General features: G+C 70.5%; 13 protein-coding genes. 7 read left to right on the forward strand and 6 right to left on the reverse strand.

Annotated features, from left to right (window positions below; all coding sequences use genetic code 11):
* Positions 1–158: 158 nt before the first annotated feature.
* Positions 159–2,225 (reverse strand): PQQ-dependent sugar dehydrogenase, encoded by a 2,067-nt coding sequence (locus tag ACLQ27_RS05610; RefSeq protein ID WP_425865835.1) that lies wholly within the window; start codon positions 2,223–2,225, stop codon positions 159–161.
* Between the two features lie 878 nt (positions 2,226–3,103).
* Here ACLQ27_RS05610 and ACLQ27_RS05615 point away from each other — a divergent pair.
* The 4 genes from ACLQ27_RS05615 to ACLQ27_RS05630 all read left to right on the forward strand — a co-directional run bounded on the left by ACLQ27_RS05615 (position 3,104) and on the right by ACLQ27_RS05630 (position 8,611).
* The gene (locus ACLQ27_RS05615; RefSeq protein ID WP_234581226.1) at positions 3,104–4,150 is read left to right on the forward strand and encodes a polysaccharide deacetylase family protein; all 1,047 of its coding nucleotides are present in this window, start codon (positions 3,104–3,106) and stop codon (positions 4,148–4,150) included.
* A gap of 213 nt (positions 4,151–4,363) precedes the next feature.
* Positions 4,364–5,866, forward strand: coding sequence for an FAD-binding oxidoreductase (locus ACLQ27_RS05620; RefSeq protein WP_357574164.1), 1,503 nt, complete (start codon positions 4,364–4,366; stop codon positions 5,864–5,866).
* Positions 5,867–6,037: 171 nt separating this feature from the next.
* On the forward strand, positions 6,038–8,080 hold the full coding sequence (locus ACLQ27_RS05625; RefSeq protein ID WP_425865836.1) for a copper resistance protein CopC: 2,043 nt from the start codon (positions 6,038–6,040) through the stop codon (positions 8,078–8,080).
* Between the two features lie 159 nt (positions 8,081–8,239).
* A complete protein-coding gene (locus ACLQ27_RS05630) occupies positions 8,240–8,611 on the forward strand; it encodes an ArsR/SmtB family transcription factor (protein ID WP_007461709.1) in 372 nt (123 codons plus the stop codon).
* Positions 8,612–8,639: 28 nt separating this feature from the next.
* On the opposite strand, the gene ACLQ27_RS05635 is transcribed toward ACLQ27_RS05630, so the two are convergent.
* Entirely contained in the window at positions 8,640–9,458 is an 819-nt protein-coding gene (locus ACLQ27_RS05635) for an SAM-dependent methyltransferase (RefSeq protein ID WP_357574166.1), read from the reverse strand.
* Between the two features lie 76 nt (positions 9,459–9,534).
* Positions 9,535–10,548: a PaaX family transcriptional regulator C-terminal domain-containing protein gene (locus tag ACLQ27_RS05640; RefSeq protein WP_425865837.1), complete on the reverse strand. Its 1,014-nt coding sequence runs from the start codon at positions 10,546–10,548 to the stop codon at positions 9,535–9,537.
* A gap of 282 nt (positions 10,549–10,830) precedes the next feature.
* On the opposite strand from ACLQ27_RS05640, the gene ACLQ27_RS05645 reads away from it, so the two are divergent.
* Positions 10,831–12,219 carry an extracellular catalytic domain type 1 short-chain-length polyhydroxyalkanoate depolymerase gene (locus ACLQ27_RS05645; RefSeq protein ID WP_357492716.1) on the forward strand — a complete coding sequence of 463 codons (1,389 nt, stop codon included), beginning with the start codon at positions 10,831–10,833 and terminating at the stop codon, positions 12,217–12,219.
* Positions 12,220–12,345: 126 nt separating this feature from the next.
* Here the strand turns inward: ACLQ27_RS05645 and ACLQ27_RS05650 are convergent, their stop codons facing one another.
* Positions 12,346–12,960: a dihydrofolate reductase family protein gene (locus ACLQ27_RS05650; protein WP_357492718.1), complete on the reverse strand. Its 615-nt coding sequence runs from the start codon at positions 12,958–12,960 to the stop codon at positions 12,346–12,348.
* 155 nt (positions 12,961–13,115) lie between these two features.
* Here ACLQ27_RS05650 and ACLQ27_RS05655 point away from each other — a divergent pair, with 155 nt between their 5' ends.
* Positions 13,116–13,826, forward strand: a complete 711-nt coding sequence (locus ACLQ27_RS05655) for a DNA alkylation repair protein (protein ID WP_425865838.1) — start codon at positions 13,116–13,118, stop codon at positions 13,824–13,826.
* Positions 13,827–13,911: 85 nt separating this feature from the next.
* Here ACLQ27_RS05655 and katG read toward each other — a convergent pair whose 3' ends face one another.
* Positions 13,912–16,188 (reverse strand): catalase/peroxidase HPI, encoded by a 2,277-nt coding sequence (gene katG, locus ACLQ27_RS05660; protein ID WP_357492722.1) that lies wholly within the window; start codon positions 16,186–16,188, stop codon positions 13,912–13,914.
* Positions 16,189–16,211: 23 nt separating this feature from the next.
* Positions 16,212–16,640, reverse strand: coding sequence for a Fur family transcriptional regulator (locus tag ACLQ27_RS05665; RefSeq protein WP_357574169.1), 429 nt, complete (start codon positions 16,638–16,640; stop codon positions 16,212–16,214).
* A gap of 442 nt (positions 16,641–17,082) precedes the next feature.
* On the opposite strand from ACLQ27_RS05665, the gene ACLQ27_RS05670 reads away from it, so the two are divergent.
* On the forward strand, positions 17,083–18,123 hold the full coding sequence (locus ACLQ27_RS05670) for a glycoside hydrolase family 11 protein (protein WP_357492726.1): 1,041 nt from the start codon (positions 17,083–17,085) through the stop codon (positions 18,121–18,123).
* The last annotated feature ends 10 nt before the right edge of the window (positions 18,124–18,133 follow it).

The following is an 18,133-nucleotide window of genomic DNA, read 5'->3' on the forward strand; positions in this document are numbered from 1 at the left end:
GATGCCCTGGTGAGGCTAGGTGGAAGCCGATCCGGCACGGTGACCTCGCCACGAGCGTTGTGTGAACGCTCGTCGAACCTCAGAGCTGCGGGGACCGCGTCCCGGCCTCGCCGACGGCCTCCGCGCCGAAGCGCGGTGACCGTCGGCGAACGTCCCGGCTAACCGCCGAGAGTGACGTGCAGGACGCGTTCGTTGCTGTTGTTCGGGGTGCTGTCCTTGTCGCCGGTGTTGGTGGTGGTGAGCCACAGTCCCCCGTCGGGCGCCGGCTCCACCGTCCGCAACCGGCCGTAGGTGCCACTGAAGTACGTCTGCACGTTCGTCAGGCTGCTGCCGCTGATCACGGCGCGGTACATCCGCGTACCGCGGGCGCAGGCGACGTAGAGCGCGTCGCGCACGATCGCGATGCCGGAGCAGGAGCCCTCGGCGGTCGGGTAGGTGCGGGCCGGCGCGATGTAGCCGGCCGTGCCGCAGGTGCCGCTGGTGCCCTCGCAGGCCGGCCAGCCGTAGTTGCCGCCCCGCGTGATCAGGTTGGTCTCATCCATGATCGAGTTGCCGAACTCCTGCTCCCACAGGCGGCCCTGCGAGTCGAACGCGAGCCCCTGCGGATTGCGGTGACCGTAGCTCCACACGTAGTTGCCGAACGGGTTGTCCGAGGGCACGCCGCCGTCCGGGTTGAGGCGCAGGATCTTGCCCTCGAGGCTGGAGCGGTCCTGGGCGTACGCGCCGTTCTGCGCGTCGCCGGTGCTGGCGTACAGCTTGCCGTCCGGGCCGAAGCGCAGCCGACCGCCGTTGTGGTACTTGTTGCGCCGGATCCCGCTGAGCAGGACCTGTTCGCTGGCGGTGGTGAGCCGGTCGTTCTCCATCTTGATCCGGACGATCCGGTTGTCGCTCGGCGAGGTGTGCATGATGTAGAGCCACCGGTCGCTGGCGAAGCTCGACGAGATCGCGAGGCCCAGCAGACCACCTTCACCGTCGGTGCTCTGCACGTTCGGCACGGTGCCCACTGTGGTCTTCGTCCCCGTGGTGGGGTTGAGGTGGATGATGTCGTGCGCGTCGCGGCGGTTGTAGAGGACGGTGCCGTCCGGCAGCGTCACCAGGCCCCACGGGACGTCGGTGTCGGTGGTGACCTGCCGCACCGTGCACACCGGGTTGGCGCAGGCGCCGCCGGTGCTCACCGCGACGGAGGCGCTGCGCGCCGAGGCGTTGTCCTGCCCGTCGCGAGCGAGGACCTGGTACTGGTACGTGGTGTTCGCCGCCAGGCCGCTGTCGGTGAAGGTGGTGGCCGGCGGGGCGCCCGTGACAGTGCCGATCTTCACGCCATTGCGGTAGACGTCGTACGCCCGGACCCCGACGTTGTCGCTCGATGCGGTCCACCGCAGGGTCACAGTGGTCCCCGACGCGGTGCCGGTGAGCTGCGTCGGCGTGCTCGGCGGCACGGTGTCGGCCTGGCAGGGCGGCGGCGTGATCGTCACGGTGGCACTGGCCTGCGACACGTTGCCGGCGGCGTCGCGCGCGTTGACGTACAGGCCCCAGGTCGCTCCGGGGACGACGGTGAGGCTGGCCGACAGGGTGCCGCCGCTCACCGAGGTCATGAGCTGGCCGTCGTGGTAGATGTCGTAGAACGCCACCGCGACGTTGTCCGTCGAGGCGTTCCACGCGAACGTCACCGAGTTGCAGGTCAGCCCGCTCACCCGGGGGTTGCCCGGGGGCGTGGGCGGCTGACTGTCGGTGCTGCCCAGCGATGACGTCCAGCGCTGGTTGGCCTGCCCGTTGCAGGTCCAGAGGCCGACAGTCGTGCCGTTGGCGGTGCCGCCGCCGCTCACGTCCAGGCAGAGCCCGGACTGGACACCGACGATGCTCCCATCGGCGTTGATCCGCCAGCGCTGGTTGGCACCGCCGGTGCAGCCGTAGATCTGCAGCGCGGCCGGCGCGCTGGTGTCCTGGCCGACCACGTCGAGGCACATCGTCGCGTCGTACGCCCGCAACTCGCCGGCCGCGGTGAACGTCCAGGCCTGGTTGGCCTGGCCGACGCAGTCGTAGATGTTGATGCCGGCGCCGGGTGTCCGTGAGTTGCCCACCACGTCCAGGCACCGACCGGACGCCACACCGACGACTGTCGACGGGCCCGCCGCCGACGCCGGCACACCGACCGCCGCGGACAGCAGCACCGCCACGGCGAACGCCGGCACCAGCCGTCGTGGTCTGACTCGGGCGAAGTTTCGCATCCGTCCTCCAGGGTCGGGGCATCGAACGGCCCGACCCCACGCCGGACGACCCAGCGCCCGACCGGACCGACGAGAAGCAACATCGACCATCAAAGATGGATTCGCGGCACATGTCAAACGATGTCGTTCGATCGGGGACAAACCGATCAACGGGGTCGCCGCCGCCGGTCGGGACAGGCGCGCGGGGCGCCGACGGTGATCCGACCCGGCGGCCGGACCGCCCCAGCCCGCCGTGCGGGGCGATCCGGCCGGCGGTCAGCTCGCCCTGCGTGAGACCGTTGGCCAAGGTGCGGCCGGCTGCCGTCGCCGCCCGGCAGACCAGGTCGCCGCGAGCGAACCGAATCGACATCCGTCAAGGTCTGTCGATGGCGGAAGTATTGGTAGCACGGCGGCGCACTGTCAACGTTTATCGGAAACATTGCGGAACCGCCTGGCGAGTGTCGCCCACCGCGCGGCCTGTCGGACCTGGCCAGGACCCTGATCAATCAGCCGACAACAGGCGCTTCGGCTACGGCCGCGATCTATTGGTCAGATCTCCGCCGAGAGTTCCGGGAGATTTCCGGATCATGCGCTCTCGGACTCTCTGAATCAAGGCCGAAAGGTCCGGCCTTTGCGAACACCTGGTTGCCATTGCTCCGACATCCCGGCTGTTCCCGGGTCACGTCGAGCACGAGAGCGGCTCCGGACGACTCCGGCCGGGGTTCCGGAAATTGTTGACGCGTCGGAATTCCCGCTGCAATACTCCGATCCATTCTGGTCGATGCGATCCGGCTTCCGGCGAGCTTCGGTCGATCTCCCCACCCACCACCCACACGTCCGGACCGGACCGTGCCGCCCACACACACCGGGGCGCGTCCGACCCGGTAGAAGGGGCACAGATGAGCACTGTCTCCGCTGGCACGCTCGTACGGTCGAGGCGACTCCGTGCGGTGCTGTCCATCCTCGCCACCGCCGTCGCGACATGCGGCGTCGTCGTCGTGGCCACCGCGACCCCGTCGAGCGCCGCCACCTGCAACGGCTACGTCGGGCTCACCTTCGACGACGGTCCGACCGGCAGCACCAGCGCCCTGCTGAACGTGCTGCGCGCCAACGGCGTACGGGCCACGATGTTCAACATCGGGCAGAACGCGCAGAACAACAGGTCGGCGGCGCAGGCACAGGTGGCCGCCGGCATGTGGGTCGGCAACCACAGCTGGAGCCACGCCCACATGACGTCGATGAGCCAGTCCCAGATGCAGTCCGACCTGTCCCAGACGAGTTCGGCGATCCAGTCCGCGACCGGCAGCCGGCCGCAGCTGTTCCGGCCGCCGTACGGGGAGACCAACTCGACCCTCCAGTCGGTCGCCTCGTCGCTCGGGATGCGGCAGGTGATCTGGGACGTCGACTCACAGGACTGGAACGGCGCGAGCGTCAGCCAGATCGTGTCGAACGCCAGCCGTCTCCAGGCCGGCCAGGTCATCCTCATGCACGACGGGATCCAGAACACCCGGGACGCCATCGGCCAGATCGTGGCCAACCTGACCAGCCGCAACCTCTGCCCCGGCATGATCTCGCCGTCCACCGGTCGCGCGGTCGCACCCGACGGCGCGACCCCGCCGCCGGGCAGCACGACTCCCCCGCCCAGCAGCACGACCCCGCCTCCGTCCGGCGGCAGTTGCACGGCGACGGCGACGACGCCGAACGTCTGGGGTGACCGGTACAACACCTCGGTCACCGTCAGCGGCACCAGCACCTGGACGGTGGTGGTCGCCCTCACCGCGCCGCAGAAGGTCTCCACCATCTGGAACGGCAACGCCACCTGGGACAGCAGCGGCTACGTCATGACCGTGCGCCCCAACGGCAGCGGCAACACGTTCGGCTTCACCACGATGTTCAACGGCAACAGCAGCGCCCGACCGCAGATCCGCTCCTGTACGGCCGGCTGACGCCGCGACGGTCCTGCGTGGCGTCGACTGACGTCACGCAGGACCGAGCCGTCCCGCACACCACGAACCGACCCGTCCCGATCACCCGACCGGGTTTCCGGACAAAAACGCCCATCTCCGAATAACTCTCCCGTAATAGCGTGAGTTGCGTGCCACCGGGCCAGAACCACTCTGGTCGATCGCTGGCGGAACCCACATCGAGAGGATCGGACCATGCGCGACCTATCTCGTCGCGAAGTACTCAAGGCGACGGCGGCCGTCGGCGCGGGGGCCGCGGTCTTTCCCGGCATCGTGGCCGCCGGCACCCCGGGGTTCGCGGCCGACGGCGGCCCGGGTCCGTCTTCCACCGCGGAGTGCCCGCCGGCGGAGCTGACCGGCCGCATCGTCCGCCCGCAGGATCCCGGCTACGCGAACGCGAGCCTCGGCTGGGACGAGCTGTTCGTCCGCTACCCGCTGGTCATCGTCTTCGCCCAGAACACCCAGGACGTGGTCAACGCCCTGACCTGGGCGCGGCAGAACGACGTCGCGCTGCGGGTGCGCAGTGGCCGGCACAGCCTGGAGGGCTGGTCGAACGTCGACAACGGCATCGTGATCGACGTGAGCGAGCTGAAGTCGACAGACATCGACTACGCAAGCCGCACCGCGCGGGTGGGCGCCGGGCTCAACCAACTGGAGGCGGTCACCGCGCTCGGTGAGCACGACCTCGCGGTGACCACCGGGACGGAGGGCAGCGTGGGCCTGTCCGGCGCGACCCTCGGCGGCGGTCTCGGCTTCCTCACCCGCTACCTCGGGATGGCCTGCGACAGCCTGATCGGGGCGGAGATCGTGGTCGCGTGGGGCACCAACGGCGCGAAGGCGATCGAGGTGGACCTGCACAACCACGAGGACCTGCTCTGGGCCCTGCGCGGCGCGGGCAACGGGAACTTCGGGATCGTCACCTCACTCACCTACCGGGTGACGCCGCTGCACAGCGTCGCCTACGTCCAGGCGACCTGGGACGGCCTGGGCGACCTGGAGGAAATCTTCGACACCTGGCAGCGCATCGCTCCGTTCACCGACTACCGCCTCGGGACCCAGGTCGAGATCCACAAGTCCCAGATCCTGCTGTTCGCGGTGCTCGCCGACGGTCCGGAGGCCGAGGCGAGGGAGTTGCTGGAGCCGATCCTCTCGATCGGCAGCCCCGAGGTCACCGTACAGACCGGGGGCTGGGGCGAGATCTACGCGGGCTTCCAGATCCCGACCGAGGACGAGCCCGCCAACTGGAAGTTCTTCTCGCAGTTCTCCAACCGGCCGTTCCCGAAGAAGGCGATAGGTGTGGTCCGGGCCTTCATGGACAAGGCACCCACGGACGACAGCAACTTCTTCCTCCAGGCGTTCGGCCGCGGGGCCCAGGCGCACGAGCCCCGTGGCGGGTCCGCGTTCCCGCACCGCGACGCGCTCTTCTACTCCGAGCCGGGCGTCGGCTGGGGCACGCGCGGGGAGCCGGACAGCGGCGACGCCCTCACCCCGATCGCCCAGACCTGGATCGCCGAGTTCAGCCAGGCCCTGCGGCCGTACGTCGACGGCGCCTACGTCAACGTGCCGAACATCGGGATGGCCGAGTGGGAGTCGGCCTACTGGGGGTCCAACTTCTACCGACTGCGCAAGGTCAAGGCGAAGTACGACCCGCACAACGTCTTCCAGTACGAGCAGAGCATTCCACCCGCGACCTGCTGAAGCGACGGCCCCGGGCCACGCGTGGGCGTGGGCGTGGTCCGGGGTCGTGGCGCGCGGCGACGGTCGTGGCCACCGGCGGAGTGTGCCGACCGGAGCGAGCGCAACTTTTGCCGTCCGCGAAAAAAGATCAGCTCCTTGTGAAGAAAGCCTCACCCCGGTGAGGATATTCAGATGCGTCGTCTCCCCCAGAGTCTCGGCCGGCTGGTCGCGGGCGTGCTCGCGCTCGCCCTCGCCACGGCGGTCACCCTTCTCGCGTCCGCTCAGCCCGCCGCAGCTCACGGGACGTTCGCGATGTCCACTCCCGAGAGCGGCGCCACGGTGCCGGGGCCGTTGACGTCGGTGGCGCTGTACTTCACGGAGAAGGTCGGCGCCAACGCCTACTTCACGGTCACCGCGCCGAACGGCGTCCGCGTCGACAACGGCTGGACGTACGGGGAGCCGAAGCCGCTGACCAAGCCGGTGCGGGAGTACTTCCTGGTCGACGGCCAGTTCCAGCCACGCGAGTACACGACAGGCTTTCCGGCGGTGGTGTCGGTCGCGCACCTTCCCGCCGCCGGCCAGTACTCGGTGAGCTACCTGTCGGTGGCCTCCGACGGTGACGCGGTGCGCGGCACGATGACGTTCCGCTACACCGGCCGGGCGACCAAGGCTCCGCAGGGTTGGCAACCGCCGACCCAGCAGCCCGACCCCGCGCTTCTGGCGGCCATCGACCAGCACGCCTCCACGGGGCAGCAGCCGGTGGCCTCGGCGGCGCCCGCCGGCTCGCCCGGCACGACGCCTGCGGCGCCCGCCGCACGCCCGCAGGAGCGAAGCGGCCCGGGCGCGTTGCTCGGGGTCGGTGGGGCGGTCGCGGTCCTGGCGGCGGTGGCGGGATTCGTCCTCTGGCGTCGTCGCTCGTCGCCCGCGGGTGGATCGCCTGGCCGGGTCCGCACGTCGAAGGCTCCCGCCGGCCGGGGCGGTCGCGTCGCCCCCTCGGCACGCAAGCCCGTCGGCGCCAAGAGCACGGCGACCGCCGGCAGGAACGCGGCGACCGCCGGCAGGAGCCCGGCGACCACGGGCGGCGGTCGCGCGGCAGGTGGCAGGCAGCGCAGCGCCGCCGTACCCCCGGCGCAGAGAAGCGGCGCGCGCTCCAGCGCGCGAGGTCCGGTAGTGGTCGAGTCCGCGCCGGCGCCGTCCGCGCAGGCCCTGGCCACGCCCGAGGACGCGTCGCCCGCCGACCGGTCGCGGCCCGAGGCGCAGGACGGCACCGGGGTACGCGGGTCACGACTGACCAACACCCACCTGGCGCTGCTCGTCGGCGGGCTGGTGGTGGCTCTGCTGGCCGGCTTCGGGCTCGCCCGCATCGGCGCCGGCGACGCGTCGCCGGCCGGCAACGCCCGTCGGCCCGGGGCCGCCGGCGGGGCGCCGACCGGCGCCGGGGAGGCCCTGTCGGCCGGGAACGGGCACGACCACGCGCCCGGGACGGGGCCGCACTCGCATCCGGGGGACGTCGGCGCGGGTGAGACGCTGGCGACCGGGACGACGGTCAGTGCGGGCGGTTACACGTTGCAGCCCCTGGAGCGGACCCAGCCGCCCGGCGTACGCGCGGACTACCGGTTCCGGATCGTCGGGACCGACCGGCAGCCGGCGACGCGTTTCGCCGTCGTACACGAGAAGCCGTTGCACCTGATCGTGGTGGGGCGCGACCTCGGCGGCTACCAGCACCTGCACCCGACGATGGCGTCCGACGGCACCTGGAGCGTCCCCCTGACACTGGCCCGACCGGGTGGCTACCGCGTCTTCGCCGACTTCTCCGTCAACGCCCCCGACGGTCGACAGGTGCCCCTCGTGCTGGGCGTCGACCACCACGTGCCGGGCGCGTACTCCCCGGCCGCGTTGCCACCGACCCAGGCGCAGGCGACGGCCGGACCGTTCACGGTGTCGATGACCGGGACGCCCACCGCCGGGGTGACCGCGCCGGTGCGATTCCAGCTCACGCGCACCGACGCCGCCGGGCCGGTCCAGCCGCAGCGGTACCTGGGCGCGTACGGGCACCTGGTCGTCGTCCGCGAGGGTGACCTCGGGTACGTGCACGTCCACCCGGAGCAGGAGCTGGTCGACGGCGCTGTCACGTTCTGGCTGACCGTCCCCAGCGCCGGCCGGTACCGGGCCTTCTTCGACTTCCAGGTCGACGGGAAGGTCCAGACCGCCGAGTACACGATCAACCTGCCCTGACGGCTGGCCCACGCGGCCCCGGTTCGACGGAGGACGCCCTCCGGTGAGCCCACCGAGGGCGCGTCGGCCACGACACGCGTCGATGGTGTCGTGATGAGCACAGCATCCGCTCGGGGATTTGTCCGGTTCCGCCGCTCTGTTCCCCAGGTTGGTGGAACGATGGCTGTCGTGGGAACTGCCGAGACTGCCATGCCTGCCATTTCGCCGCTTGCCGGTGAGCCGATCAAACGCGCGGATGCCGAGCGGCTCGCGGGGGTGCTGAAGGCGTTCGCCGATCCGGCCCGCCTGCGGCTGCTCAGCCTGATCCAGGCCGCCCCGGAGGGCGAGGCCTCGGTCACCGACCTCACCGCGCCGCTCAACCTCTCTCAGCCGACCGTGAGCCATCACCTGCGGATTCTCACCGAGGCCGGCCTGATCGAGCGCGAGAAGCGCGGCGTGTGGGCGTATTACCGCATCGTGCCGTCGGCGATCGCGGCGATCGCCGACCTGCTGACGCCGCCCCGCAAGCGGCCGACGAAGAAGACTCGCTGAGCGACCGCGGCGCCGGTGGCGGTCGTCGTCACCGGACCCGGGCGACGGCGGCGTTGAACGACACGTCCTCTACGGACGGGCGCGGCTGCGGCGCGTCGTCGGCGTGCCAGCGCGCCACCGACACGATGCCCGGCTCGACGAGCTCCAGCCCGTCGAGAAGGGCCGCGAACTGCTCGGTGCTCCGGGCCTGGAACCGGCCGTCGCGGTTGTTGGCTTCGAGCTGGGCGGTGACGGCGGGCGGCAGGTATTCCCAGGTCACGTGCGAGGCGACCACGTAGCTGCCGGACGGCAGCGCCGCGATGAGCCGATCGAGGATGCCCTTGGGGTCCTCGTCGTCGCGGATGAAGTGCAGGATGGCCACCAACATCAGCGCGACGGGCCGGGTCAGGTCCAGTGTCGTGCGCAGATCGGGGTGGGCGAGGATCGTCTCCGGCTCGCGCAGGTCGGCGTCGAGGTAGGCCGTCCGCCCCTCGGGCGTGCTGGACAACAGCGCGCGGGCGTGGGCCAGGACGATCGGGTCGTTGTCGACGTACACCACCCGTGCCGACGGGTCGATGCCCTGGGCAACCTCGTGGGTGTTGTCGGCGGTCGGGATGCCGGTCCCGATGTCCAGGAACTGCCGGACGCCGTGCCGCGCCAGGAAGCGCACCGCGCGTTGCAGGAACATCCGGTTCTCCACGGCGGAGAGCCGGATGGTGGGCATCGCGGCCGCGAGCGCGTCGCCGGACTCCCGGTCGGCGGCGAAGTTGTCCTTGCCACCCAACAAGTAGTTGTACCGGCGGGCAGGGTGCGCGACGGAGGTGTCGATCCGGTCGGTCGCCGAAAGGTCTGCACCGCGTGACGTCATCCGGCCTCCCCAGTGCTGCGCGTTCTCCACAAGGTACACACCTGGCCGCCGGTGGGGAGACCCCGTCAGCCCCCGTTCAGGTCGCGCAGCTCTCGACCGGCGCCGACGTGCCGCCCCGGTCCGGAGCCGGGTCCGCGCCGCAGACACCGGCGAGCAGGTCGGCGGTGGTGTGCGCCTGGATGCCGGGCTGCGCGCCGTCGGCGAACCGCGCGACGACCGACCGGACGTGGCGCGCGGCCGGTTCGGCGAGGCCGTCGTAGACGGCTTCGAACAGCTCCCGGGCCGGCTGCCGGAGCCAGCCGGGCGGCAGCAGCTCCAGCGGCAACCGGGGGTCGAGGGTGGGAAACCGCCGGAAGGTATCCATGACCTCGGTACGCGCCCGTACCGCCGCCGCGCCGTCGACGGCTCCGGATCGCAGCACCGGCACCAGGGGCGTCCAGCGCCGCAGGAACTCCTCGTAGTGCCGTCCGATCGCCTCGATGTCCCAGGCGTCGATGGGAGCGCGCTGGCCGATCACGTCGAGCGCGGCCTGCCGCCCGCGAAACACCGTGACGGCGCCGAGGGTGAATCGGGTGAGCTGGGCCCTGCCCTGCGCGCTCAGTTCGTACGGCGAGATCCACAGACCGTCGTACAACGGCGCGTACCCGAGCCAGCGGAGCTGGCCCCGCAGGGCCCGTCGCTGGGTGCTGTGATCCTGCGGCAGGGAGAAGGCGACGATGGTCCAGCATCCGTCCCACGTCGTGACCTCGGTGGTGGCGGCCAGGATCCATCTGCCGCCGCTGGACAGGTTCGCGGCGGCGGCGCGGCTGATCCGGTAGGAGCTGCGCCGCCCCTCCCGGCTGCCCTCCAGCACACCCCGACGGGCCAGGCGGCTGATCGCGGCGCGAGCGCCGGCAGTGCTCACCCCGGCCTCGGCGAGCAGCGCGACGAGGGCGGCGGACGGGATCCGCGCGCGGTTGCGCAGGGTGTAGTCGGCCAGCAGGGTCACCGCGAGATCCTGCGGCGAGCTGCCGGCCTGTCGCCGGGGCAGCCGCGGCGGGTCGTCCCCGTCGTCGGGATAGATCTCCTCGATGGTGAAGGGGCTTGCCACAGGCGCTCCCGGCTCGACTCAGGGACGGTGCACCGACTGTAGACGGACGGTCCGTGCCGCCGGGACCGCCGCGGCGGTCACCACCACTCGTGCAATTGAGGTACGTCGATTGACACTTCGACGACCGCGAGGAACACTATCTGCAACGCGACGCCGCACAGAGCCGGGCACAGGGCAAGCACACGTAGTGGGCGAGGCGCGATCACCACGGGCAGTCGGGCGCACCCGTGACCGCCGCGCGACCACACGCAACCCGCACAGGTGATCGAAGGAGTCGTCCCCGTGAAGATCCGAAGAAAACTGCTGCTCGGCCTGGTCACGTCGCTGGCAGCGGCCGGCCTGGTGGCACCCGCCCTCCAGCCCGCGTACGCCGCATCCCTCACCGAGGTGACCAGCTTCGGCGACAACCCCGGCGGAATGCGCATGCACGTCTACGTGCCCGACACCCGCCCGACCAGGCCCGCGATCGTGGTCGCCATGCACGGCTGCGGAGGATCGGGCCCCGGCTTCTACTCCGGCAGCGAGTTCGCCGCCCAGGCCGACCGGTACGGCTTCATCGTGATCTACCCGACCGCGACCCAGCAGGCCGGGTTCGGCAACTGCTTCGACACCTGGTCGGACGCCGCCAAGCGCCGCGGCGGCGGCAGCGACCCCGTGTCGATCATCTCGATGATCCGCTACGCCCAGCAGCAGTACGGCGGCGACCCCGACCGGGTGTACGCCACCGGCAGCTCGTCCGGCGGCATGATGACCAACCACATGCTGGCGCTGTATCCCGACGTGTTCAAGGCCGGCGCGGCGTTCATGGGAGTCCCCTACAACTGCTTCGCCAACGCGGCGGACTATCCACCGGGGAGCAGCCAGTGCACCGGCGGGAACATGAACCGCACCCCGCAACAGTGGGGTGACGCGGTCCGTCAGGCGTACCCCGGCTACTCCGGCCCCCGCCCGCGTGTGCAGTTGTGGCACGGCACCAGCGACACCCTCGTGCCGTACTCGCTGCTGCAGGAGACGATCGAGCAGTGGACCAACGTGTTCGGGCTCAGCCAGACACCCACCTCCACCGACACACCGCAATCCGGCTGGAACCGGCGTCGGTACGCCGACGCGAGCGGGACCGTTCAGGTCGAGGCGTACAGCATCCAGGGGGCCGGGCACAGCCTGCCCTCCGCCGGCATGGCCGCTGCCGCCGTCGCCTTCTTCGGCCTGACCGCCCCGCCGAACCCGACCACACCGCCGCCAAACCCGACCACGCCGCCACCCAACCCGACCACGCCGCCCCCGAACCCCACGACGCCGCCACCCAACCCGACCACGCCGCCCCCGAACCCGACCACGCCGCCGCCGGGTTCCGGCGCGTGCCGGGTGAGCGTCGCCGTCAACGCCTGGAACACCGGCCTGACCGAGAACTTCACCATCACCAACACCGGTGCCAGCGCCGTCAACGGCTGGTCGCTCGTGTTCACCCTGCCCGGCGGGCAGAGCATCACCTCGGGCTGGAACGCGACCTACTCCCCCACGTCCGGCCAGGTGACGGCCCGGAACGTCGCCTACAACGCCAGCATCCCGCCGAACGGATCGGTCACGATCGGCTTCCAGGCCACGCACACCGGCAACACCGCCCGACCGAGCTCGTTCACACTCAACGGCGCGACCTGCACGATCGCCTGATCGCGGACCTCCACCAGGGCTGAGCTGTCCGAGCCCGGACGAGATCGGGCCGGCCCCGTCGCGCGCAGCGACGGGGCCGGCTCGGACCAGGCGTCGGGCGGCCGACCAGGTGGGCGGCCGGGTCGCCTAGTTTCCTGCGGGCACCTGGTCCTTGACCTCGTCGTAGCCGACCGCGCCGGGCGCGTCGGTCGGGGCGTAGATCACGCGGAGCACGCCCGTCGGGAACACCTCGGTCGCCGTCACCCGCAGGTGGTACGGGGTGTCACCGTCGTCGAACAGCCTGCGGCCCTTGCGCGCCGCCACCGGGTGCACCAGCAGGCGCAGCTCGTCGACCAGCCCGGCGGCGAGGAGCTGCTGCACCACGGAGATCGACCCGGGAATGAGGATGCCCTTGATCCCGGCGTCGGCCTTGAGCGCGGCGACGGCCGCCGGGAGATCGCCGTCGACGAGCTCCGAGTTGCGCCAGGAGAACTCCAGCGGCTGGCGGGACACGACGACCTTGCGCACGTCCCCGAGCTGCTTGGCGAACCCGGCGTCCTCGCCACCCGCCGCCTCCCGGTCGGGCCAGGCTCCGGCGAAGCTGTCGTAGGTCACCCGGCCGATGAGCAGCACGTCGGACGTGTCGTAGTCCTCGGTGACGGCGCGGCCCATGTTGTCGTCGAAGTACGGGAAGTGCCAGTCGGGGTCGATCTCGGCCACGCCGTCGGCCGAGATGAACAGCGTGGAGATGACCTTCGCCATCGCAGTGCTCCTTCAGATCAGGTGCTGTCGGCAGAGAGACGGCCACAGCATCCCAAACTGGTCGGACACTCACCGGCCTCTCGCACCGCGCGCCGCGGACGGAACGCCACCGAACACGACCGAACTGTCGGACGCGCCCGGTAGGTTGCCCAGACATGGCCACGCCCACCGACGTCCGCCACGACCTCGCGCGCCTCGCCGACCCGGCCCGGGCGGCCGGATGGAGCCGGCTCCTCCAGCTGGTCCCCGGCGGCTACGGCGAGGGCGACCGCGCGATCGGCGTTTCCGTACCAGACCAGCGGCGGGTCGTTGCCCGGTACTGGCGCGATCTCTCCCTGACCGACACGGCGGAGCTGCTGACGGGCGACGTGCACGAGGAGAGGTTGACGTCGCTGTTCGTTCTGGTCCGCAAGTTCAGCCGGGGCGACGAGGAGGAACGGGGCCGCGTCGTCCGTCTCCTGCTGGACAACACGGACCGCGTCAACAACTGGGACCTGGTGGACTCGTCCGCCCCGTACATCCTCGGGCCGTGGCTGATCGACAAGGACCGGAGCGTCCTGGATCGCCTGGCCGCGTCGGACCTGGTGTGGGACCGGCGCCTCGCCATCATGGCGACCTTCGCCTTCATCAGGGTCGGTGACTTCGACTGGACGTTTCGCCTGGGTGAACGGCTCCTGCACGACCCGCACGATCTGGTCCGCAAGGCGGTGGGCTGGATGCTGCGCGAGGTGGGCAACCGCGACCGGGCGGCCGAGGAGGAGTTCCTGGCCCGGCACCACCGGGTCATGCCGCGCGTCATGCTGCGGTACGCGATCGAGAAGTTCGAGCCGCAGCGACGCAGCGAGTACCTGTCCGGGCTGGACTGACGGACGTCAGGCGGTCGGCGGCAGGACGCGGACGAGCCCCGGTCGATCGCTGACGGATCGGCCGGGGCTCGTCGGTGACGCAGGATCAGGCGAGGTCGAACCGGTCGAGCTCCATGACCTTCGTCCAGGCCGCGACGAAGTCCTGCACGAACTTGTCGCGCGCGTCCTGGCTGGCGTAGACCTCGGCGAGGGCCCGCAGCTGGGAGTTGGAGCCGAAGATGAGGTCGACCGCGGTGGCGGTCCACTTCACCTCGTCGGTGGCCAGGTCCCGGATCTCGTACACGTGCTCGTCGGACTTCGACGCGCTCCACCGGGTGCCCGGGGAGAGCAGGTTGGCGAAGAAGTCGTTGGTGAGCACACCGGGCCGGTCGGTGAGGACGCCGTGCTGGCTGCCGCCGGTGTTGGCGCCGAGCGACCGCAGACCGCCGACGAGGACGGTCATCTCGGGCGCGGTCAGGTTCAGCATGTAGGCACGGTCGACGAGCAGCACCTCCGGCTGGGTCTTCTCACCCGGGCGCAGGTAGTTGCGGAACCCGTCGGCGCGCGGCTCCATGACCCGGAAGGACTCGACGTCGGTCTGCTCCTGGGTGGCGTCGGTGCGGCCCGGCCGGAACGGCACGGTCACCTCGACACCCGCGTCGCGCGACGCCTTCTCGACCGCGGCCGAGCCGGCCAGCACGATCAGGTCGGCCAGCGAGATCTTCGCCCCACCTGCGGCGTTGAACTCCTGCTGGATGCCCTCCAGAGTGCTCAGCACCGACGCGAGCTGCTCGGGCTGGTTGACCTCCCAGTTGCGCTGCGGCTCGAGGCGGATCCGCGCGCCGTTGGCGCCACCGCGCTTGTCGGTGTACCGGAAGCTCGCGGCGGACGCCCAGGCGGTGGAGACCAGCTGATCGATCGTGAGACCGGACTCGAGAACCTTCGCCTTGAGCGCGGCGATGTCGGCGTCACCCACCAGCTCGTGGTCGACGGCCGGCACCGGGTCCTGCCAGAGCTGCGGCTCGGCCACCCACGGTCCGAGGAAGCGCTCGATCGGGCCCATGTCGCGGTGCAGCAGCTTGTACCACGCCTTGGCGAAGGCCAGCGCGAACTGGTCGGGGTTCTCCAGGAAGCGACGCGAGATCTTCTCGTACGCCGGGTCGACGCGCAGCGACAGGTCGGTCGTGAGCATCGTCGGCTTGTGCTTCTTCGCCGGATCGAAGGGGTCCGGAATGATCGCCTCGGCGTCCTTGGCGACCCACTGCTTCGCGCCGCCCGGGCTGGTGGTGAGTTCCCACTCGTAGCCAAAGAGGATCTCGAAGAAGCGGTTGCTCCACTGCGTCGGGACGTCGGTCCACGTCACCTCGAGACCGCTGGTGATCGTGTCGGCGCCCTTGCCACTGCCGTGGGTGCTCAGCCAACCGAGGCCCTGCGCCTCCAGCGGGGCGCCCTCGGGCTCCGCGCCGACGTGCCCGTCGGCGACACCGGCGCCGTGGGCCTTGCCAAAGGTGTGGCCGCCGGCGATGAGGGCGACGGTCTCCTCGTCGTTCATCGCCATCCGGCGGAAGGTCTCCCGGATGAAGTGGGCGGCCGCCATCGGGTCTGCGTTGCCGCGGGGGCCCTCCGGGTTGACGTAGATGAGGCCCATCTCCGTCGAACCGACGCCGGCCGCCATCTCCTTCTCCGAGGAGTACCGCTCGTCGCCGAGCCAGGTGTCCTCCGGACCCCAGAAGATCTCCTCGGGCTCCCACACGTCCTCGCGACCGAAGCCGAAGCCGAAGGTCTTGAAGCCCATCGACTCCAGGGCGACGTTGCCGGCGAGCACGATCAGGTCGGCCCAGGAGATCTTCTGGCCGTACTTCTGCTTGACCGGCCAGAGCAGCCGGCGGGCCTTGTCCAGGTTGGCGTTGTCGGGCCAGCTGTTGAGCGGGGCGAAACGCTGACCGCCGTCACCGGCGCCACCGCGGCCGTCCTCGATGCGGTACGTGCCGGCGGCGTGCCAGCTCATCCGGATCATCAGACCGCCGTAGTGGCCGAAGTCGGCCGGCCACCAGTCCTGCGAGGTGGTGAGGACCTCGACGATGTCGCGCTTGAGGGCCTCGACGTCGAGCTTGGCGAACTCCTTGGCGTAGGAGAAGTTCGCACCCAGCGGGTTGCCCTTGGACGAGTGGGCGTGCAGGACCGAGAGGTCGAGCTGGTTGGGCCACCAGTCCCGGTTGGTGCGCGGACGACCACCGGTCTTCGGGGTCGGCGAGTCGATCGCCGGGTTCTCGCTCTCGCTGCCGTGCGCGGTCACCGAGTCGTGCGCGACCGGGCAGCCTGCTGCGGCCTTCTCGTCCACGCCCTGCGCGCTGGCGGGGCGGTTGTCCTGGGTGTCGCTCATGTACTTCCTTCCGAACTGGCGGATCACTGGGAGGTGCGGGCGGTCGCGCAACCGGGGCAGGTGCCCCAGTAGACGACCTCCGCCTCGTCGACCACGAAGCCGTGGTCGTTCGAGGCGGTGAGACAGGGTGCGTGACCGACGGCGCACTCGACGTCGGCGATGGCGCCGCAGGAGCGGCACACGACATGGTGGTGGTTGTCCGCGATCCGGGACTCGTAGCGGGCGGTGGCACCGGCGGGCTGGATCCGGCGGACCAGGCCGGCGTCGGTGAGCACACGCAGTACGTCGTACACGGCCTGGTGGGACACGGTGGGATGCTCCGCCCGCACCAGCGCGATCACCGCGTCGGTGCCGACGTGGGGGTGGTCGCGCAGGGCCGCGAGCACCGCCAGCCGGGGCCGGGTCACGCGCAGCGAGGCGGCTCGCAGTTGCGCCTCGAAGTCGGGCATCACCCGACGAACACTAGCTCACTTTTTTGGAACGGATCAAGTTTCACCCGATCCGGCACGCGGAAGTGGCGGCAACCTCTCCGGGACCCACTTCCCGCGCTCCCGCTGGCCAAGGTCCGGAAAGTCTTCGGAAATTTCGGGGGCTTCCGACCGGGGCGGCCGTCGCCAGCGCCGACATTCGTATGACGATACCGAACTCTGATTGACTACTGACCTGCCTCGACGCGCGCCCCCTCCGCTGCGGGAGGCCAGCGCGACGTTGCCACGGCGTTTCCGGAAATTGTTGACAAGTCGACGACCGGGTTAATACGGTCGCCATCGACGACGTTCAATCACCGTCAGCACCAGCCACCACGGCCCACTCCTCCGGTCGTCGTGCAGGACGACCGGCCAACCACCACCACGCGGCACCACGCCGTGGCCGTTACGAGGAGGAACCACCCACATGACCGACACCAGCCACACCCCCACCAGGCGAGGGAGGCGCGGCCGCATCCGGCTTCTCCTGGGCGCCGCGTGCGCCGCCGTCCTGGCCGTCGCCGGCACGGTGACGGCGACCAACGCGTACGCCGAGGCCGACCGGACGCTCACCTCGAGCCTGACCGGCACGCACAACGGCTACTACTTCTCCTTCTGGAAGGACGGCGGCAACGCCAGCATGACGCTGCGCGAAAACGGCCGGTACTCCAGCAGCTGGGACCGCAGCACCAACAACTGGGTCGGCGGCAAGGGCTGGGCCACCGGCTCGCGGCGGACGGTCAGCTACTCGGCCAACTACAACCCGGGGAACAACAACACCTACCTCGCCCTGTACGGATGGACGCGCAACCCGCTCATCGAGTACTACGTGGTGGAGAACTTCGGCAGCTACAACCCGAGCAGCGGCGCCCAGCGACTGGGCACGGTGACCACTGACGGCGGCACCTACGACATCCTGCGCAGCCAGCGGGTCAACGCTCCGTCGATCGACGGAAACCAGACGTTCTACCAGTACTGGAGCGTCCGTCAGAACAAGCGCTCGAGTGGCACCATCACCACCGCCAACCACTTCGACGCCTGGGCCCGCGCCGGCCTGAACCTCGGCACCAACCACAGCTACCAGATCATGGCCACCGAGGGTTACCAGAGCAGCGGCAGCTCCGACGTCACCGTCCAGGAGGGCGGCGGCGGCAACCCGACCTCCGGGCCCACCTCCGGACCCACCACCGGTAACCCCGGGAACGGCACCTGCAACGCGACGCTCTCCGCCGGTCAGCAGTGGGGCGACCGCTTCAATCTCAACGTCGCGGTCAGCGGCACCAACAACTGGGTCGTCCGACTCGGTCTCGGCGGCGGCCAGAGCATTCAGAACAGCTGGAACGCCTCCGTCAGCGGCACCAGCGGAACCGTCACCGCCAGGCCGAACGGCAACGGCAACAACTTCGGCATAACGGTCATGGCCAACGGCAACTGGAACTGGCCGACTGTCACCTGCGGAACCAGCTGATCCCGACCGA

The sequence above is a fragment of the Micromonospora sp. DT63 genome (assembly GCF_049841615.1).
Lineage (GTDB): Bacteria > Actinomycetota > Actinomycetes > Mycobacteriales > Micromonosporaceae > Micromonospora.

Bases quoted from the DNA above. Each gene is read 5' to 3' on its own strand.
- ACLQ27_RS05670 (WP_357492726.1), top strand. From the start codon at position 17,083: ATGACCGACACCAGCCACACCCCCACCAGGCGAGGGAGGCGCGGCCGC.
- ACLQ27_RS05615 (WP_234581226.1), top strand. From the start codon at position 3,104: ATGAGCACTGTCTCCGCTGGCACGCTCGTACGGTCGAGGCGACTCCGT.
- ACLQ27_RS05650 (WP_357492718.1), bottom strand. From the start codon at position 12,960: ATGGCGAAGGTCATCTCCACGCTGTTCATCTCGGCCGACGGCGTGGCC.
- ACLQ27_RS05655 (WP_425865838.1), top strand. From the start codon at position 13,116: ATGGCCACGCCCACCGACGTCCGCCACGACCTCGCGCGCCTCGCCGAC.
- katG (WP_357492722.1), bottom strand. From the start codon at position 16,188: ATGAGCGACACCCAGGACAACCGCCCCGCCAGCGCGCAGGGCGTGGAC.
- ACLQ27_RS05635 (WP_357574166.1), bottom strand. From the start codon at position 9,458: ATGACGTCACGCGGTGCAGACCTTTCGGCGACCGACCGGATCGACACC.
- ACLQ27_RS05630 (WP_007461709.1), top strand. From the start codon at position 8,240: ATGGCTGTCGTGGGAACTGCCGAGACTGCCATGCCTGCCATTTCGCCG.
- ACLQ27_RS05625 (WP_425865836.1), top strand. From the start codon at position 6,038: ATGCGTCGTCTCCCCCAGAGTCTCGGCCGGCTGGTCGCGGGCGTGCTC.
- ACLQ27_RS05620 (WP_357574164.1), top strand. From the start codon at position 4,364: ATGCGCGACCTATCTCGTCGCGAAGTACTCAAGGCGACGGCGGCCGTC.
- ACLQ27_RS05610 (WP_425865835.1), bottom strand. From the start codon at position 2,225: ATGCGAAACTTCGCCCGAGTCAGACCACGACGGCTGGTGCCGGCGTTC.